This is a genomic window from Nonomuraea sp. SBT364 (assembly GCF_001083785.1).
Taxonomy (GTDB): Bacteria; Actinomycetota; Actinomycetes; order Streptosporangiales; family Streptosporangiaceae; genus Nonomuraea.
Map to the genome: position 1 here is coordinate 39808 of NZ_LAVL01000018.1, position 14409 is coordinate 54216.

At 73.1% G+C, this 14409-nt stretch carries 16 protein-coding genes; 6 read left to right on the forward strand and 10 right to left on the reverse strand.

Annotated features, from left to right (window positions below):
* Positions 1-2 precede the first annotated feature (2 nt).
* Genes recO through ADY59_RS47480 form a run of 3 tightly spaced genes read left to right on the forward strand, consistent with a single transcriptional unit; the run spans position 3 to position 2028 of the window.
* Positions 3-737, forward strand: coding sequence for a DNA repair protein RecO (recO, locus tag ADY59_RS11780; RefSeq protein ID WP_049561392.1), 735 nt, complete (start codon positions 3-5; stop codon positions 735-737).
* The gene (locus tag ADY59_RS11785; RefSeq protein WP_049561394.1) at positions 734-1507 is read left to right on the forward strand and encodes an isoprenyl transferase; all 774 of its coding nucleotides are present in this window, start codon (positions 734-736) and stop codon (positions 1505-1507) included. The genes recO and ADY59_RS11785 overlap by 4 nt, the downstream gene beginning before the upstream one ends.
* A gap of 29 nt (positions 1508-1536) precedes the next feature.
* Positions 1537-2028 (forward strand): potassium channel family protein, encoded by a 492-nt coding sequence (locus ADY59_RS47480; protein ID WP_053174673.1) that lies wholly within the window; start codon positions 1537-1539, stop codon positions 2026-2028.
* A 7-nt stretch (positions 2029-2035) separates the two neighbouring features.
* On the opposite strand, the gene ADY59_RS11795 is transcribed toward ADY59_RS47480, so the two are convergent.
* Positions 2036-3391, reverse strand: coding sequence for an aminotransferase-like domain-containing protein (locus ADY59_RS11795; protein WP_231618668.1), 1356 nt, complete (start codon positions 3389-3391; stop codon positions 2036-2038).
* 22 nt (positions 3392-3413) lie between these two features.
* Between ADY59_RS11795 and ADY59_RS11800 the strand changes: the two genes are divergently transcribed.
* Positions 3414-4631 carry an aminotransferase class V-fold PLP-dependent enzyme gene (locus ADY59_RS11800; protein WP_049561398.1) on the forward strand — a complete coding sequence of 406 codons (1218 nt, stop codon included), beginning with the start codon at positions 3414-3416 and terminating at the stop codon, positions 4629-4631.
* Positions 4632-4690: 59 nt separating this feature from the next.
* Positions 4691-5575, forward strand: coding sequence for an aminoglycoside phosphotransferase family protein (locus ADY59_RS11805; RefSeq protein WP_049561517.1), 885 nt, complete (start codon positions 4691-4693; stop codon positions 5573-5575).
* Between the two features lie 8 nt (positions 5576-5583).
* Here ADY59_RS11805 and ADY59_RS11810 read toward each other — a convergent pair whose 3' ends face one another.
* Positions 5584-6240 (reverse strand): DNA alkylation repair protein, encoded by a 657-nt coding sequence (locus tag ADY59_RS11810; protein WP_156325436.1) that lies wholly within the window; start codon positions 6238-6240, stop codon positions 5584-5586.
* A gap of 118 nt (positions 6241-6358) precedes the next feature.
* Positions 6359-6907 (reverse strand): CGNR zinc finger domain-containing protein, encoded by a 549-nt coding sequence (locus ADY59_RS11815; RefSeq protein ID WP_049561400.1) that lies wholly within the window; start codon positions 6905-6907, stop codon positions 6359-6361.
* Positions 6908-6999: 92 nt separating this feature from the next.
* Between ADY59_RS11815 and ADY59_RS11820 the strand changes: the two genes are divergently transcribed.
* Positions 7000-7896: a DMT family transporter gene (locus tag ADY59_RS11820; protein ID WP_231618669.1), complete on the forward strand. Its 897-nt coding sequence runs from the start codon at positions 7000-7002 to the stop codon at positions 7894-7896.
* Here the strand turns inward: ADY59_RS11820 and ADY59_RS11825 are convergent.
* The 7 genes from ADY59_RS11825 to ADY59_RS11855 form a co-directional block, all read right to left on the reverse strand.
* The gene (locus ADY59_RS11825) at positions 7836-8225 is read right to left on the reverse strand and encodes a Fur family transcriptional regulator (protein WP_049561405.1); all 390 of its coding nucleotides are present in this window, start codon (positions 8223-8225) and stop codon (positions 7836-7838) included. The genes ADY59_RS11820 and ADY59_RS11825 overlap by 61 nt on opposite strands.
* The gene (locus ADY59_RS11830) at positions 8222-9091 is read right to left on the reverse strand and encodes a metal ABC transporter permease (RefSeq protein WP_049561407.1); all 870 of its coding nucleotides are present in this window, start codon (positions 9089-9091) and stop codon (positions 8222-8224) included. Before ADY59_RS11830 ends, ADY59_RS11825 begins: the two co-directional genes overlap by 4 nt.
* Positions 9088-9843: a metal ABC transporter ATP-binding protein gene (locus ADY59_RS11835; RefSeq protein ID WP_231618671.1), complete on the reverse strand. Its 756-nt coding sequence runs from the start codon at positions 9841-9843 to the stop codon at positions 9088-9090. Before ADY59_RS11835 ends, ADY59_RS11830 begins: the two co-directional genes overlap by 4 nt.
* Before the next feature lie 17 nt (positions 9844-9860).
* On the reverse strand, positions 9861-10808 hold the full coding sequence (locus ADY59_RS11840; RefSeq protein WP_156325430.1) for a metal ABC transporter substrate-binding protein: 948 nt from the start codon (positions 10806-10808) through the stop codon (positions 9861-9863).
* 104 nt (positions 10809-10912) lie between these two features.
* Entirely contained in the window at positions 10913-11773 is an 861-nt protein-coding gene (fdhD, locus tag ADY59_RS11845) for a formate dehydrogenase accessory sulfurtransferase FdhD (protein WP_049561412.1), read from the reverse strand.
* The gene (locus ADY59_RS11850; protein ID WP_231618672.1) at positions 11766-12605 is read right to left on the reverse strand and encodes a 2Fe-2S iron-sulfur cluster-binding protein; all 840 of its coding nucleotides are present in this window, start codon (positions 12603-12605) and stop codon (positions 11766-11768) included. Before ADY59_RS11850 ends, fdhD begins: the two co-directional genes overlap by 8 nt.
* Positions 12605-14407 (reverse strand): NAD(P)H-dependent oxidoreductase subunit E, encoded by a 1803-nt coding sequence (locus ADY59_RS11855; protein ID WP_049561417.1) that lies wholly within the window; start codon positions 14405-14407, stop codon positions 12605-12607. Before ADY59_RS11855 ends, ADY59_RS11850 begins: the two co-directional genes overlap by 1 nt.
* Positions 14408-14409 lie beyond the last annotated feature (2 nt).

The following is a 14409-nucleotide window of genomic DNA, read 5'->3' on the forward strand; positions in this document are numbered from 1 at the left end:
GAGTGAGTCTCTACCGTGACGAGGGCGTGGTCCTGCGCACGCAAAAGCTCGGCGAAGCCGACCGCATCGTCACAATCCTGGCCAAGCGCACGGGCAAGGTGCGGGCCGTGGCCAAGGGGGTGCGCCGCACCACTTCGCGCTTCGGCGCCAGGCTGGAGCCGTTCACCCACGTCGACCTGCAGCTCCACACCGGCCGCACGCTCGACGTGGTCACCCAGGCCGAGACCATCAGGCCCTACGGCGAGACGCTCGCGGCCGACTACCCTCGCTACACCGCAGGCACCGCGATGCTGGAGACCGCCGACCGGCTCACCCACGGCGAGAAGGAGCCGGCGCTGCGCCAGTTCCTGCTGCTGGTGGGCGGGCTGCGCACGCTGGCCGACGGCGAGCACGAGGCCAGGCTGGTGCTCGACGCCTATTTCCTGCGCTCGCTGGCCGTCGCCGGCTACGCGCCCGCGCTGGAGACGTGCGCCAAGTGCCGGGCCCCGGCCGTCCGGGCGTTCGCCATCGTGGCGGGCGGCGTGGTGTGCGGAGCCTGCCAGCAGGCGGGCGCCGCCGTGCCCGCCGGCGAGACGATCGGGCTCATGACGGCGCTGCTGCGGGGCGACTGGGTCTCCGCCGACGCCTCCGAGCCGCGCCATCGCAGCGAGTGCAGCGGCCTGGTGGCCGCCTACCTGCAATGGCATCTGGAGCACGGTATCCGCTCGCTGCGCCACGTAGAAAGAGAGCCCGCGTGAATCCCCGCCCGCCGTCGCCGCATCCGTCCGGCGCGACGCCGCCGCCGATCCCGCGCGACCTGGTGCCCAGGCACGTCGCCATCGTCATGGACGGCAACGGCCGCTGGGCCAAGTCCCGCGGCCTGCCGCGCACGGAGGGGCACAAGGCGGGTGAGGCGTCGCTGTTCGACGTCATCGAGGGCGCCCTGGAGCTGGGCGTCCCCTACCTGAGCGCGTACGCCTTCTCCACGGAGAACTGGAAGCGCTCGCCCGAGGAGGTGCGCTTCCTCATGGGCTTCAACCGCGACGTGATCCGCCGCCGCCGCGACGAGCTCAACGCGATGGGCGTGCGGGTGCGCTGGGCCGGGCGGCCGGGCAGGCTGTGGAAGAGCGTGATCTCCGAGTTGCAGGCCGCCGAGGCGATGACCGAGCACAACCGCACGCTGACGCTGCAGTTCTGCGTCAACTACGGCGGCCAGGCCGAGATCGTCGAGGCGGCGGTCAAGCTGGCCGAGGACATCGCGGCCGGCCGGGTCAAGCCGTCGAAGGTCAACGAGAAGGTGTTCGCGCGCTACCTCGACGAGCCGGAGATCCCGGCGGTCGACCTGTTCGTGCGCTCGTCGGGGGAGCAGCGCTTCTCCAACTTCCTGCTGTGGCAGTCGGCCTATGCCGAGATGGTGTTCCTGGACCGGCTCTGGCCCGACTTCGACCGGCGCGACCTGTGGGAGGCGTGCGAGACCTACGCCAAGCGCGACCGCCGCTACGGCGGGGCGGTGCCCAACCAGGTCTGAGCGGCCCCCGGCGCGGGCAACGTCAGAGCATGTGGCGACTGATCTGGAACACCGGCCTGGTCATCGCGCTCTACTACCTCGTGCCGCTGGAGGCGGGCGTGCCCGTATGGCTGAGGTGGGCGCGCGCGGCGGTGTTCGCGGCCGGGGTGGCGCTCGTCGTGTGGAGCGTCGCCCGCGCGATCCGGCGGCAGGCGACGGCCGAGCCCGGCACCCTGCCCGCGACCGGTCTCGCGTCGGTGACCGTGGTAGGCGTGGTCCTGTTCGCCCTGGCCGACTACGGGGTGGCCGTCTGGGGTGAGGGCGAGTTCGCCGGGCTGCGGACGCGCACCGACGCCCTCTACTTCGCCGTCTCGACGCTGGCCACCGTCGGCTTCGGCGACGTCCACGCGCAGGGGCAGGTGGCCAGGACGCTGGTGCTGGCGCAGATGGTGTTCAACCTGGTCGTCCTCGCCACCGCCGCGGGCCTGCTGACGCGCCGCGTCAGGGAGCGCACGGCGGGACGCGGGGGAGCGGGCCGGTAGGACCGGGTCAGCCGATCGCCGTGGCGAGGCGGCGGACGGCTTCGGGGAGGTCGGCCGGGCTCGGGGCGGCGGCGAAGGCGAGGCGCAGGTACGGGCCCGGGGGTTCGGCCGGGAAGTAGCGGGTGCCGGCGTCCACCGCGACGCCGTGGGCGCGGGCGGCGTCGGCGAGCGTGGTGTCCTGGACGCCGTCGGGCAGGCGGACCCACAGGTGCAGGCCGCCGGCCGGGTGCCGGGTGACGGTCCAGTGGGGCAGGTCGCGGGCGAGCGCGGCGGTGAGCAGGGCGCAGCGCTCACGCAGGGCGGCCGACAGCGTCCGCAGGTGGCGGTCCCAGGCCGGGGTGGTGAGCAGCTCGACGGCGGCCTCCTGGAGCGGCCTGGCGGTGAAGAAGTCGTCGACGAAGCGCATCCCCCACAGCCGCCGCATGACGGGGCCGCGGGCGATCAGGGCGCCGATGCGCAGGCTGGGGGAGGCGGGCTTGGTCAGCGAGGTGAGGTGGATGACGGTGCCGTCGCGGTCGTCGGCGGCCAGGGGGCGCGGCAGCGGGCCGCCGTGGCCGAGGTGGCGGGCGAAGTCGTCCTCGACGAGGAAGGCGCCGGCCGCCCTGGCCACCTCCACCACCTGCTCACGCCTGCCCGGGGCGAGGACCGTACCGGTCGGGTTGTGGAAGGTGGGCTGGCAGTAGAGCAGGCGCGCGCCGGTCATGGCGAAGGCGTCGGCGAGCAGGTCGGGGCGGATGCCGTCGGCGTCCATCGGCACGGGCAGCGGGCGCAGGCCGGCGGCGCGGGCGGCGGCCAGCGCGCCCGGGTAGGTGGGCGACTCCATGAGGACCGGCCCGCCGGGCGCGACGATGGCCCTGAACAGCATCGACAGCGCCCCCTGCCCGCCGCCGGTGACGAGCACGTCGTCGGGGCCCACCGAGCCGCCGGCCTGGCGGGCGAAGAGCGCGCGCAGCGGCGCGAGACCGGCCGTCGGGGCCCGGTGCCAGGCGCCGGGGCGGCGGGCGGCGCGGGCCAGCGCGGCGGCCAGCGCCCGGGTGGGCTGGAGCGACTCGTGCGGGTAGCCGCCCGACAGGGCGATCGCGCCGTCCGGCAGCGGGATCGGCGGCTCGGCCGAGGCGTCGCGCCCGGTGAGAGCCACCGCCTGCCAGGAGGTGTCGGCCGAGCCCCCGGGACCGGAGGGACGGGCGGCCACGAAGGTGCCGCTGCCCGGCCGGGTGATCACCGCGCCTTCGGCGGCGAGCCGGGCGATCGCGCGGGACACGGTGGCGGGCCCGACGCGGTGCCGGCCGGTCAGCTCGCGGCTGCTCGGCAGGCGGTCGCCGGGCGCGAGGCCGGCGATCAGCCTCCGGAGAGCCGAAACCATCTCAGAAGTGCTACTGTCGGACATGAAGGACAAGAGTAACGCTTCTGAGTTCAGCGAGGAAACGCTTCTGGCCCTGCGGGCCGACACACCGGGGTGCGAGCAGGTCACGCACTTCAACAACGCCGGATGCGGCCTGCTGGCCACGCCCGTGCTGACGGCCATGGTCGACCACCTGCGCCTGGAGGCGGGCATCGGCGGCTACGAGGCCTCGGCCGCCCGCGCCGAGCAGGTGCGCGGCTTCTACACCGAGATCGCCGCGCTGATCAACTGCGCGCCCGGCAACGTCGCCTTCGCCACCAGCGCCACCCACGCCTACGCCACGGCGCTCTCGGCGATCCCGTTCGAGCCGGGCGACGTCATCCTGACCACCCGCAACGACTTCATCTCCAACCAGATCGCCTTCCTGTCCCTGCGCAAGCGGTACGGGGTCCGCGTCGTGCACGCGCCCGACACGCCGGAGGGCGGGGTGGACGTGCCGGCGATGGCCGCGCTCATGCGCGAGCTCCGGCCCCGGCTGGTCAGCGCCACCCACATCCCCACCAACTCCGGCCTGGTGCAGCCGGTCGCCGAGATCGGCGCGCACTGCCGCGAGCTGGACCTGCTCTACCTGGTCGACGCCTGCCAGTCCGTCGGCCAGTACCCGGTCGACGTGGCGGAGATCGGCTGCGACCTGCTCACCGCCACCTGCCGCAAGTTCCTGCGCGGCCCGCGCGGCTCGGGCTTCCTGTACGTGTCCGACCGCGTGCTGCGGGCCGGCTACGAGCCGCTGTTCATCGACATGTACGGCGCCCGCTGGGCCGCGCCGGACCGCTACGAGCCGGTCGGTACGGCGGCCAGGTTCGAGGACTGGGAGTTCCCGTACGCCACGGTCCTGGGCTCGGCGGCGGCCGTGGCCTACGCCCGCGAGGTCGGGATGGCGGCGATCGCCCGGCGCACCCCGGCCCTGGCGGCTCGGCTGCGCGACCGGCTGGCCGTGATCCCCGGCGTGCGCGTGCTCGACCGGGGCCCGCAGCTCGGGGGGCTGGTCACGTTCGGCATCAAGGGGTGGGAGGCGCAGCCGTTCAAGGCGGCGATGGACGCGCGCGGCATCAACTCGGCGCTCAGCTTCCGGGAGTTCGCCCAGTTCGACTTCACGGACAAGGACGTCGAGTGGTGCCTGCGGCTGTCGCCGCACTACTACAACACCGAGGAGGAGGTGGCCCGGGTGGCGGACGCCGTGGCCGAGCTCGCCCGCGCCTGAGGGGGCCGAAAAGAGGTTGCGGCCCCGGATTCGGGCGCGGGACGCTTCGCTGTGTGAAGATGCACGCCGGCCAGCTGATGGTGACACCCGAGACGGTCCGCGCGCTGGTGGACGAGCAGTTCCCGGAGTGGCGGGGGCTGCCCGTCGAGAGCGTCGCCGGCCAGGGCACGGTCAACGCCATCTTCCGCGTCGGCGACCGGCTCGCCGCCCGTTTCCCGCTGCAGCCAGGCGACGTCGAGGCGACGCGGCGCGGGCTCCGGGCGGAAGCCCGCGCGGCCGGCGAGCTGGCCGGGCGCACGCGGTTCCGCACGCCCGAGCCGGTCGCGCTCGGCGAGCCGGGGGCGGGCTACCCGCTCCCGTGGTCGGTGCAGACGTGGCTGCCCGGTGTCGTGGCCACGGACGACGACCCGGGCGAATCGGTCGCGTTCGCGCACGACCTGGCCGCGCTCATCCACGACCTGCGCGCCGTCGGCACCCGGGGCCGCACCTTCACCGGCTCGGGCCGAGGCGGCGACCTGCGGGCCCATGACGAGTGGATGGAAACCTGCTTCGGGCACAGCGCGGGGCTCCTGGACGTCCCCCGGCTGCGCCGGCTGTGGGCCCGCCTGCGGACGCTGCCCCGGGGCGGCGCCGACGTCATGAACCACGGCGACCTGATCCCCGGCAACGTGCTCGTCTCCGGCGGGCGGCTGGCCGGGGTCCTCGACGTCGGCGGCTTCGGACCGGCCGACCCGGCGCTGGATCTCGTGAGCGCGTGGCACCTGCTGGAGGCGGGGCCGCGCAAGGCGTTCCGCGACGAGCTCGGCTGCGACGACCTCGAATGGGAGCGCGGCCGGGCGTGGGCCTTCCAGCAGGCCATGGGCCTGGTCTGGTACTACGCGGAGAGCAACCCGGCCATGAGCCGGATGGGCCGGCGCACCCTGGAGCGTGTCGTGGCCGGTTGACCGGCGCGCTAGCGGCGCACCATCTCGGTGATCCAGATGGGCGCGAACGGGGACGTGCAGCCGGGGGAGGTCGGATAGTCCTTGAGCACCTCCAGGCGCTCACCGATGTCGATCGCGCGGGCGCGGTGCTCGGCGTGGTCGATCCCGATCTGGGCCAGGCAGTGGTTCATCGCCCACTGCAGGCGGTCCGGCGCGTCCTTCATCTCGGCCTCGATGACGTCGAGCAGCCCCGGGAGGTCGAGGCCCGCGGGTTTCTTCGCCACGCGCTCGGTGGTCAGCGCCCAGCCGGCGGAGGCCACCACCGGGTCCGGATCGGCGAACCAGGCCAGGCGCAGCTCCTCGGCGTGCGGGCTCTTCTTCACCACGTAGTTCACCAGCCAGTCGTGCACCTTGGGGGTGCCCGCCTGGCGGATCATCAGGTCCAGCTCGTCACGGCCGAACGCCTTCGGGCGGCAGATCAGGAGCGCCAGCAGTTTCGCCGCGGTGTCGCCGGTCTCCCAGAGGCGGAGCGCGAGCTCGTGCTGCGTCTTCAGCCTTTTCGCGACCGCGCGCAGCTTGCCGAGATTGACGCCGTGGTCGTCGCCGTGCTTCTCGTTCACCTGGCGTGCCTTCGGGTCCTCGAGCGCGGCCAGCTCGGCCATCACCCCGGCCACCGTCTGGGCCATAGTCTGGGCCACGGTCTGGGCCACAGTCTCGGTCGGCGTCGTCGCGGTCACCTCGGCCTCCTGTCTCCGGTCGCGTGCGGATTCAGCCTACGACGGAAGCGGGCGGCCCGGGACCTGCTCAGCCGCGGCGGCGGGCCCGGTAGGCGGCCACGTGCATGCGGTTACCGCAGGTCCGGCTGTCGCAGTAGACGCGCGACCGGTTGCGTGACTCGTCCACGAAGACGTGCTCGCAGTCGGGCGCCGAGCAGGTGCGCAACCGCTCGTGCTCGCCCTCGACGAGCAGGTGCGCCAGGGCCACCCCGCAGTCGGCCGCCAGGTGCTCGGCGAGGGTCGCGTCGGGCGCGAAGTAGTGCACGTGCAGCGGATGCCCGTCGTGCTCGGTCAGCCGGGGCGTGATCCTGGTCTCGGACAGCAGCGAGTTGAGGGTGCGGACGGCCGACGGCTGGTCGGGGGCGACGAAGACGCGGTGGAACGCCTCCCGTACGATGCGTACCTGTCCGAGGTCGCGCGGGGTGAGGGTGCTGATGCCGCTGACCTCACGGGATTCGACGAAGGACTGCAGATCGGCCAGGGTCGCCAGACCGTCGTCCCCTCCGGTGGAGGGGGAGGTGTTGATCAGCTCGACGACGGTGGCCAGCGCATGCACCATGTCATGGCCAAACGGCATATTGACTCCTGTCCGGACCGGGTTCTAGCGTGGTCGCAGCGTATCTCTCCCACGGGGGGTCGGGGGTTTCGGTGAGTGCACATCGTCGTTTCGTGCTGATCGCGATCGCCGGAGCCCTGATCATCTCGACCTCCGCCCCGCTCGTGCGCCTGGCCGAGGTCACGCCCGCGACGTCGGCGTTCTTCCGGTGCGCCTACGCGGTGCCGCCCATGCTCGTGCTGGCCTGGCTGGAGCGGCGCAGGCTGGGGCCGCTGACCGGCAGGCCGCGTCGTCTGGCCTGGGTGGCGGGGCTGACGTTCGCGTTCGACCTGCTGTTCTGGCACCACACCATCGACTACGTGGGCGCGGGGCTGGCGACCGTGCTGGGGAACCTTCAGGTGTTCATCGTGGCCTTCGCCGCGTGGGCGCTGTTCCGGGAGCGGCCGTCGACGCCGCTGATGATCGCCACACCGGTGGTGTTCGGCGGCGTGGTGCTGATCTCGGGGGTGTTCGACAGCGCGGCTTACGGCGCCGACCCGGCGCTCGGGGTGCTGACCGGCGTGGCGACGTCGATCTCGTACGCGGCGTTCCTGCTGCTGATGAAGGCCGGGTCGGGGCGCGCGGCCGGGCCGCTGGCGCACGCGACGGTGGTGGCGACGCTGGCGATCGCGGCACTGAGCCCGTTGTTCGGCGGGGCGAGCTTCGTGCCGCAGTGGCCCGCGCACGGCTGGCTGTTGCTGCTCGCGCTGGGCCCGCAGGTGCTCGGCTGGTTGCTGATCACCTATTCGCTGCCCCGGCAGCCGGCCGTGCTGACCGCGCTGCTCCTGCTGGTGCAGCCGGTGACGACGGTGGTGCTGTCGGCGGTGACGCTCGGCGAGCGGCCGTCGGCCCTCCAGCTCGCCGGGTGCGCGGTGGTGGTGCTGGGGGTGCTGTACGGGTCGCGCCGGGGTCAGGCCGGGCGCGCCACGCGCGAGCAGGACGAGCAGGTGCCGAACACCTCGACGGTGTGAGTGATCTCGGTGAACCCGTGCTCGGTGCCGACCGTCTCGGCCCAGCGCTCGACGGCGGGCCCGGCCACCTCGACGGTGCGTCCGCAGCGGCGGCACACCAGGTGGTGGTGGTGCTCGCCGGTCTCGCACGCCCGGTAGACCGACTCGCCGTCGTCGGTGCGCAGCACGTCGACGTGGCCGCCGTCGGCCAGCGCCTGCAGGGCGCGGTAGACGGTGGTCAGGCCGATCTTGGCGCCGTGCTGACGCATCTCGGCGTAGACGTCCTGCGCGCTGCGGAAGCCTTCGCTCTGGCGGAGGGTGTCGTGCACGGCATCGCGTCTCGTGGTCATACGACCTCCTCGGCGCGCGTGCTTGGCTCGGTCAATGTCGACTCCTGGGATCGGCCTCGGCGTACGAATTTACCCACACCCAGGGCCAGGACGAAGCCGGCAAGAGCAAGAAGCACGATCGAGGCCCCCGGCGGCACCCGGGTGGAGGCGGTGGAGGCCAGCAGCCCGCCCACGGCGGCGATCACGCCGAACAGCATGGCCAGCAGCATCGTGGTGCGGAAACCCCGGGTGAGCTGCTGGCTGGTAGCGACCGGGATGACCATGAGCGCGCTGACGAGCAGCAGGCCGACCACGCGCATCGCGATGACCACGGTGAGCGCGGCGGTGACGGCGATGAGCAGGCTGAGGAAGCGCACCGGCAGCCCGCTGGCCCGGGCCATCTCCTCGTCCTGGCAGAGCACGAACAGCTCCCTGCCGAAGAACGCCACGACCGCGAGCACGGCGACGGCCAGGCCGCCGATGATCCAGATGTCCTGCTCGGTGACGCTGGCGATGGCGCCGAACAGGTAGGAGTTGAGCTTGGCGTTGCTGCCGCCTGGCGCGATGCCCATGAGCAGCACGCCGCCCGCGATGCCGCCGTAGAACATCAGGGCCAGCGCCACGTCGCCGCTGGTGCGGCCGCGCGCCCTGACCAGCTCGATGGCGACGGCCCCCGCGACCGCCACCAGCACGGCGGTGAGCACCGGCGCGGTGCCCGTCAGGAACCCGAGCGCGACCCCGGTCAGCGCCACGTGCCCGATGCCGTCGCCGAGCAGCGCCAGCCTGCGCTGCACGATGAACGTGCCCACGGCGGGCGCGCAGAGGCCGACCAGCAACGCCGCGATCAGCGCGAACTGGAAGAACTGCCGGTCCAGCAAATCGATCATGCTTCTCCCTGCCAGCCCCGCAGCGGCCCGGCCGTGGCCTCGGCGGCGTGCGGGTGGACGTGCTCGTGCCCCGGCCTGGCGCAGTCGCCTTCGGGCCGGGGCGGCGGGCCGTCGTGCGCGACGAGGCCTTCGCGCACGACGACGCCGCGGGTGATGAGCGGCTCCAGCGGGCCGAGCTCGTGCGCCACGAGCACGATGGTCTTGCCGTCGGCCACCAGCCTGGCCAGGGTGTCGGCCAGGAGCTGCTGGGTGTCGGCGTCGACGCCCGCGGTGGGCTCGTCCATCACGTATGTGTCGGGCTCGCCGGCGAGGGCGCGGGCGATGAGCACCCGCTGCTGCTGCCCGCCGGAGAGCGCCTGCACGGGGTCGCGGACCCGGTCGGACAGGCCGACGGCCTCCAGGGCGCCTGCCACGGCGGCCCGGTCGGCGGCGCTGGTGCGGCGCAGCCGGCTCTGCCGGGCGATGCGGCCGGAGGTGACCACCTCGCCGACCGTCGCGGGCACGCCGCCGCCCACCGAGAGCCGCTGCGGCACGTAGCCGATGCGCCACCAGTCGCGGAACCTGGCGGGCGGGCTCCCGTACATCAGGGTCCGGCCGCCGGACAGCGGCGTGAGGCCGAGCAGGGCGCGGATCAGCGTGGACTTGCCGGAACCGTTGGCGCCCATGATGGCGACGACCTCGCCGGGGCGGACGGCCAGGTCGATGCCGCGCAGGATGGGCCGCCGGTCGAGCGTGACCCGGCCGTCGCGCATCGCGAAGACGGTCTCTGTCAAGGTGTGCATCCCAACGCCGACTGCAGGGTCTTGAGGTTGCCCCGCATGGCCGACAGGTAGTCGCCCGAGGGCTTGCTCTCCAGCGGGTCGAGCACGGCCGTCTTCGCGCCCACCTCGGCGGCGAGCACCTCGGCGACCTTGGGGCTGACCAGGGCCTCGGTGAAGATGGTCGTCACCTTCTCCGCCTTGGCGAGCTTGGCCACCTCGTCGATGCGGGCGGGCGAGGGCTCGGTCTCGGGGTCGAGGGTGATGCCGACCTGCTTGAGCTTATACCTGTCCGCCAGGTAGCCGAACGCCTCGTGCGCGGTCACCATCGTGCGCGTCGCGCAGGTCGTCAGGCCCGTGGAGAACTCCTGGTCCAGCGTGGTGAGCGAGGAGGCGGCGGTGGCGGCGCGGTCCTTGAAGCCCTGCGCGTGCGCCGGGTCGGCGGCGGCCATCCGCTCGCCCAGCTTGGTCGCGACGGTGGCCAGGCGGGCCGGGTCGAGCCAGAGGTGCGGGTCGTAGGCGACCTCGTGGTCGTGGCCCTCTTCCGCGTGGCCCTCCTCGGCGAGGCCTTCTTCCCCGTGCTCGTGCTCGTGCTCGCCGGCCGGGATCGTCGCCACGGCGGTGGCCGCGTCGAAGCTGCGCTCGGGGTCGACCGCCTCGTCGACGGCGGGCTGCACGCCCTTGATGTAGACGGTCAGCGTGGCGTCCTCGAGCTGGGCCATCTGCTGGGCGCCGAGCTCCAGGTCGTGCGGCTCGACGCCGGGCGCGGTCAGGACGGACACCTGGGCGTCGGGGCCCGCGATCTGCTCGCTGAGCCACTGCAGCGGATAGAACGCGGCGAGGACCTGGGGCTTGCCCTCGGGCGTCGCGCCGGAATCGGCTCCGCAGGCGGTGGTGGTGAGCAGCATGGCGCCCGCGAGGAGCCCGGCGGCACGCAGGCGGGAATGTCCTGACATCATGTGAGTCAGTATGCTGCAAAATGAAAATGGTTGTCAAAATCGACCTTGGTAGGGATGCCGAACGGCGTGCTGGGGGCCAGGCTCCGCCGTCGGCATCCCCCTCATCACCCCGGTGTTGGCGCGCCGGCAGAGCCGTTGCCGGCGCCCGGGGTGATGTCCAGCCGCCGCTCGCCCGCGTAGACGTTCATCGAGTCCCCGCGCAGGAACCCGATGAGCGTCAGCCCCTCCTCCGCGGCCAGCTCGACCGCGAGGGAGGAGGGCGCGGAGACCGCGGCGAGCACCGGGATGCCCCCCATGACCGCCTTCTGCACCAGCTCGAAGGAGGCCCGGCCGGACACCATGAGCACGGTCGAGCGCAGCGGCAGCCGGCCCTCCCGCAGCGCCCAGCCGAGAAGTTTGTCCACCGCGTTGTGCCGGCCCACGTCCTCCCGCACGCACAGCGCCTCGCCGTCGGCCGTGAACAGGCCGGCCGCGTGCAGCCCGCCCGTCCGGTCGAAGACCCGCTGGGCCGTGCGCAGCCGGCCGGGCAGGGCCGCCACCGTCGCCTGGCCGAGCTGGACGGAGTCGTCACGCGCGGACCAGCGGGCGACCGTGCGCACCGCCTCCAGCGACGCCTTGCCGCAGACGCCGCAGGAGGAGGTGGTGTAGAAGTTGCGTGGCGCCGGCGCCTGGACGCCCGGCGCGAGCCGCACGTCCAGGACGTTGTAGGTGTTCTCGCCCTCGGCGGTGGCGCCCGCGCAGTAGCGGATGGTGGCGATGTCGCCGGCCGAGGCGACGGCGCCCTCGCTGACCAGGAACCCGGCGGCCAGGTCGAAGTCGTCGCCCGGGGTCCGCATGGTGACGGTCAGCGGCGTGCCGTCGAGCCGGATCTCCAGCGGCTCCTCGGCGGCCAGCGAGTCGATCCTGCGCGACGGGGCCGAGTCCCGGATGCGCAGGATGCGGCGCTTGACGGCGACCCTAGACATACCCGTACCCGAACCTGCCCTTGACGCAGAGGTTGCCCTTGGTGACCGGGTTGTCGTGCGGTGAGGTCACCTTCACGATCTTGTTGTCCTGCACGTGCAGGGTCAGGTTGCAGCCGACGCCGCAGTAACTGCAGATCGTGGTCGTCCGGGTCTGCTGCGACTCGTCCCAGGTGCCGGCGGCGCGCATGTCGAACTCCGACTTGAACGACAGCGCCCCGGTCGGGCACACCTCGACGCAGTTGCCGCAGTAGACGCAGGCCGAGTCGGTGAGCGGGGCGTCGAACTCGGTGGAGATGTGCGAGTCGAAGCCCCGGCCGGCCACGGCGATGGCGAAGGAGTTCTGCCACTGGTCACCGCAGGCGTCCACGCACTTGTAGCACATGATGCACTTGCTGTAGTCGCGCACGTAGAGGTCGTTGTCGACCTTGGCGGGCTGCTCGACCGTGGCCGCGTCGTCGCCGAACCTGCCGGGCTCGGCGCCGTACTCCTCGATCCAGCCGGCCGCCTCGGGGGTCGTCGACAGGTCCACCGACGAGCCGAGCAGCTCCAGCACCACCTTGCGGCTGTGCCGGGCGCGCTCGGTGTCGGTGCCGACGTTCATGCCCGCCTCGACCTTCCTGGAGCAGGCCGGGGCCAGCGTGCGCGACCCCTCGACCTCGACCACGCACACCCGGCAGGCGTTCTTGGGGGTGAGCGTGTCGCCGTAGCAGAGGGTCGGGACGTCCTTGCCCGCCGCGTGGCAGGCGTCCAGGATCGTCGAGCCCTCCGGCACCCGTACGGTCTCGCCGTCGATCTGCACGTCGACGAGCCGCCGGGGCGGCTGGAGCGGGATCACTTGTATACCCCCAAGCGGTCGATGGCCGATTCCACCGCGTTCCATGCGGTCTGTCCGAGGCCGCAGATCGAGGCGTCCCGCATCGTCCGGCCGACCTCGCGCAGCAGGAGCAGGTCGCTCTCGTCCACGCGCTCCGACAGCCGGTGCAGGGCCTCCTCCTGCCGTACGGTGCCCACGCGGCAGGGCGCGCACTGGCCGCACGACTCGTCCCTGAAGAACTCGGCGATGCGCAGCAGGATGTGCTTGAGATCGACGGTGTCGTCCAGCACGAGCACGACGCCGGAGCCGAGCGTGGCGCCCGCCGCCCGGGTGCCCTCGAACGTGAGCGGCACGTCCAGGTCCGTCACGAACGCCCCGGCCGCGCCGCCGAGCAGCACCGCCTTGAGCGTCCCGGCCGGCCCGGCCAGGTCGAGCAGCTCGCGCAGCGTCGCGCCGAACGGCAGCTCGTAGATGCCCGGCCTGTCCACGCTGCCCGACACGCAGAACAGCTTGGTGCCGGTCGAGCCCTCGGTGCCGATCGACGCGTACGCCGGGGCGCCGTGCTCCAGGATCGGCAGCACGTTGACCAGCGTCTCCACGTTGTTGACCACGGTCGGCTTGCCGAACAGGCCCTTCTCCACCGGGAACGGCGGCTTGCTGCGCGGCTCGCCGCGGAAGCCCTCGATCGAGTTGAAGATCGCGGTCTCCTCGCCGCAGATGTACGCGCCCGCGCCCCGCCTGAGCTCGATGTCGAAGGAGAAGCCCTGGCCCAGGATGTCCGCGCCGAGCAGGCCACGGGCCCGCGCCGTGGCCATCGCGTGCTCCAGCCGCCGGATCGCCCGGGGATACTCGCCCCTGATGTAGAGGTACCCCTTGGCGCATCCGGTGGCGTAGGCGGCGATCGTCATGGCCTCGATGAGCGCGTACGGGTCGCCTTCCATGATCACGCGATCCTTGAAGGTGCCCGGCTCGCTCTCGTCGGCGTTGCACACCAGGTAGTGCGGGTGGTCGGGCTGGCGGGCGGTGGCGTCCCACTTCCGGCCCGTCGGGAAGGCCGCGCCACCCCTGCCGACCAGGCCGGACTCCAGCACCTCCCGGATCACCCCGGCCGGCCCGAGCTGGAAGGCCCGCCGCAGCGCCGCGTACCCGCCGGCGGCCCGGTAGCCGTCCAGGCTGGCCGGGTCGACGACGCCGATCCGCTTCAGCAGCACCAGGCCGTCCTGCCCGGCCTGCGGCACGGCGGCCTCGGCGGGCGGCTCCCAGCCGGTCGGGCCGGAGCCGTTCGTGCTCACCGGCGCGGTGACCTCGTCGCCCTGGAAGGGCCCGTACACCTGGGTCGCAGGCGGCAGGCCGGCCTCGATGGTGAGGGCGGCCGGGGCGCGTTCGCACAGCCCCAGGCACGGGCTGGCCTGCCAGGAGGAGCCCGCCGGCCCGAGCCGCTCCTCGACGCGCTTGCGCACGTCCTCGGCGCCCCGCGCCTGGCAGGCGAGGTCGGTGCAGACGTGCAGCACCCGCGCGGGACGCGGCTTCAGCGACAGCAGCGAGTAGAACGACGCCACCCCGTACGCCTCGGCGGGCGGGACGGTGAGGCGGCGGCAGATGTAGTCCAGCGCCCCCTCGCTGATCCACCCGACCCGGTCGTTGACCGCGTGCAGGGCGGGCAGCAGCAGGTCGCGGGCCGTTTCGGAGCGAGCCGCGTAACGCAGCTCGGCCTCCGTCCTGGCGCCGCCCTCCCAGCCGGTGGCCGGGGGGCCGAGCAGCGCGTCGACGGCGGCGCGCTCCTCGGCGGACGGCTCCACATCGCGAAATCTCAGATCCATCT

Bases quoted from the DNA above. Each gene is read 5' to 3' on its own strand.
- ADY59_RS47480 (WP_053174673.1), top strand. From the start codon at position 1,537: ATGTGGCGACTGATCTGGAACACCGGCCTGGTCATCGCGCTCTACTAC.
- ADY59_RS11795 (WP_231618668.1), bottom strand. From the start codon at position 3,391: ATGGTTTCGGCTCTCCGGAGGCTGATCGCCGGCCTCGCGCCCGGCGAC.
- ADY59_RS11800 (WP_049561398.1), top strand. From the start codon at position 3,414: ATGAAGGACAAGAGTAACGCTTCTGAGTTCAGCGAGGAAACGCTTCTG.
- ADY59_RS11805 (WP_049561517.1), top strand. From the start codon at position 4,691: ATGCACGCCGGCCAGCTGATGGTGACACCCGAGACGGTCCGCGCGCTG.
- ADY59_RS11810 (WP_156325436.1), bottom strand. From the start codon at position 6,240: ATGGCCCAGACGGTGGCCGGGGTGATGGCCGAGCTGGCCGCGCTCGAG.
- ADY59_RS11815 (WP_049561400.1), bottom strand. From the start codon at position 6,907: ATGCCGTTTGGCCATGACATGGTGCATGCGCTGGCCACCGTCGTCGAG.
- ADY59_RS11825 (WP_049561405.1), bottom strand. From the start codon at position 8,225: ATGACCACGAGACGCGATGCCGTGCACGACACCCTCCGCCAGAGCGAA.
- ADY59_RS11830 (WP_049561407.1), bottom strand. From the start codon at position 9,091: ATGATCGATTTGCTGGACCGGCAGTTCTTCCAGTTCGCGCTGATCGCG.
- ADY59_RS11835 (WP_231618671.1), bottom strand. From the start codon at position 9,843: ATGCGCGACGGCCGGGTCACGCTCGACCGGCGGCCCATCCTGCGCGGC.
- ADY59_RS11840 (WP_156325430.1), bottom strand. From the start codon at position 10,808: ATGATGTCAGGACATTCCCGCCTGCGTGCCGCCGGGCTCCTCGCGGGC.
- fdhD (WP_049561412.1), bottom strand. From the start codon at position 11,773: ATGTCTAGGGTCGCCGTCAAGCGCCGCATCCTGCGCATCCGGGACTCG.
- ADY59_RS11855 (WP_049561417.1), bottom strand. From the start codon at position 14,407: ATGGATCTGAGATTTCGCGATGTGGAGCCGTCCGCCGAGGAGCGCGCC.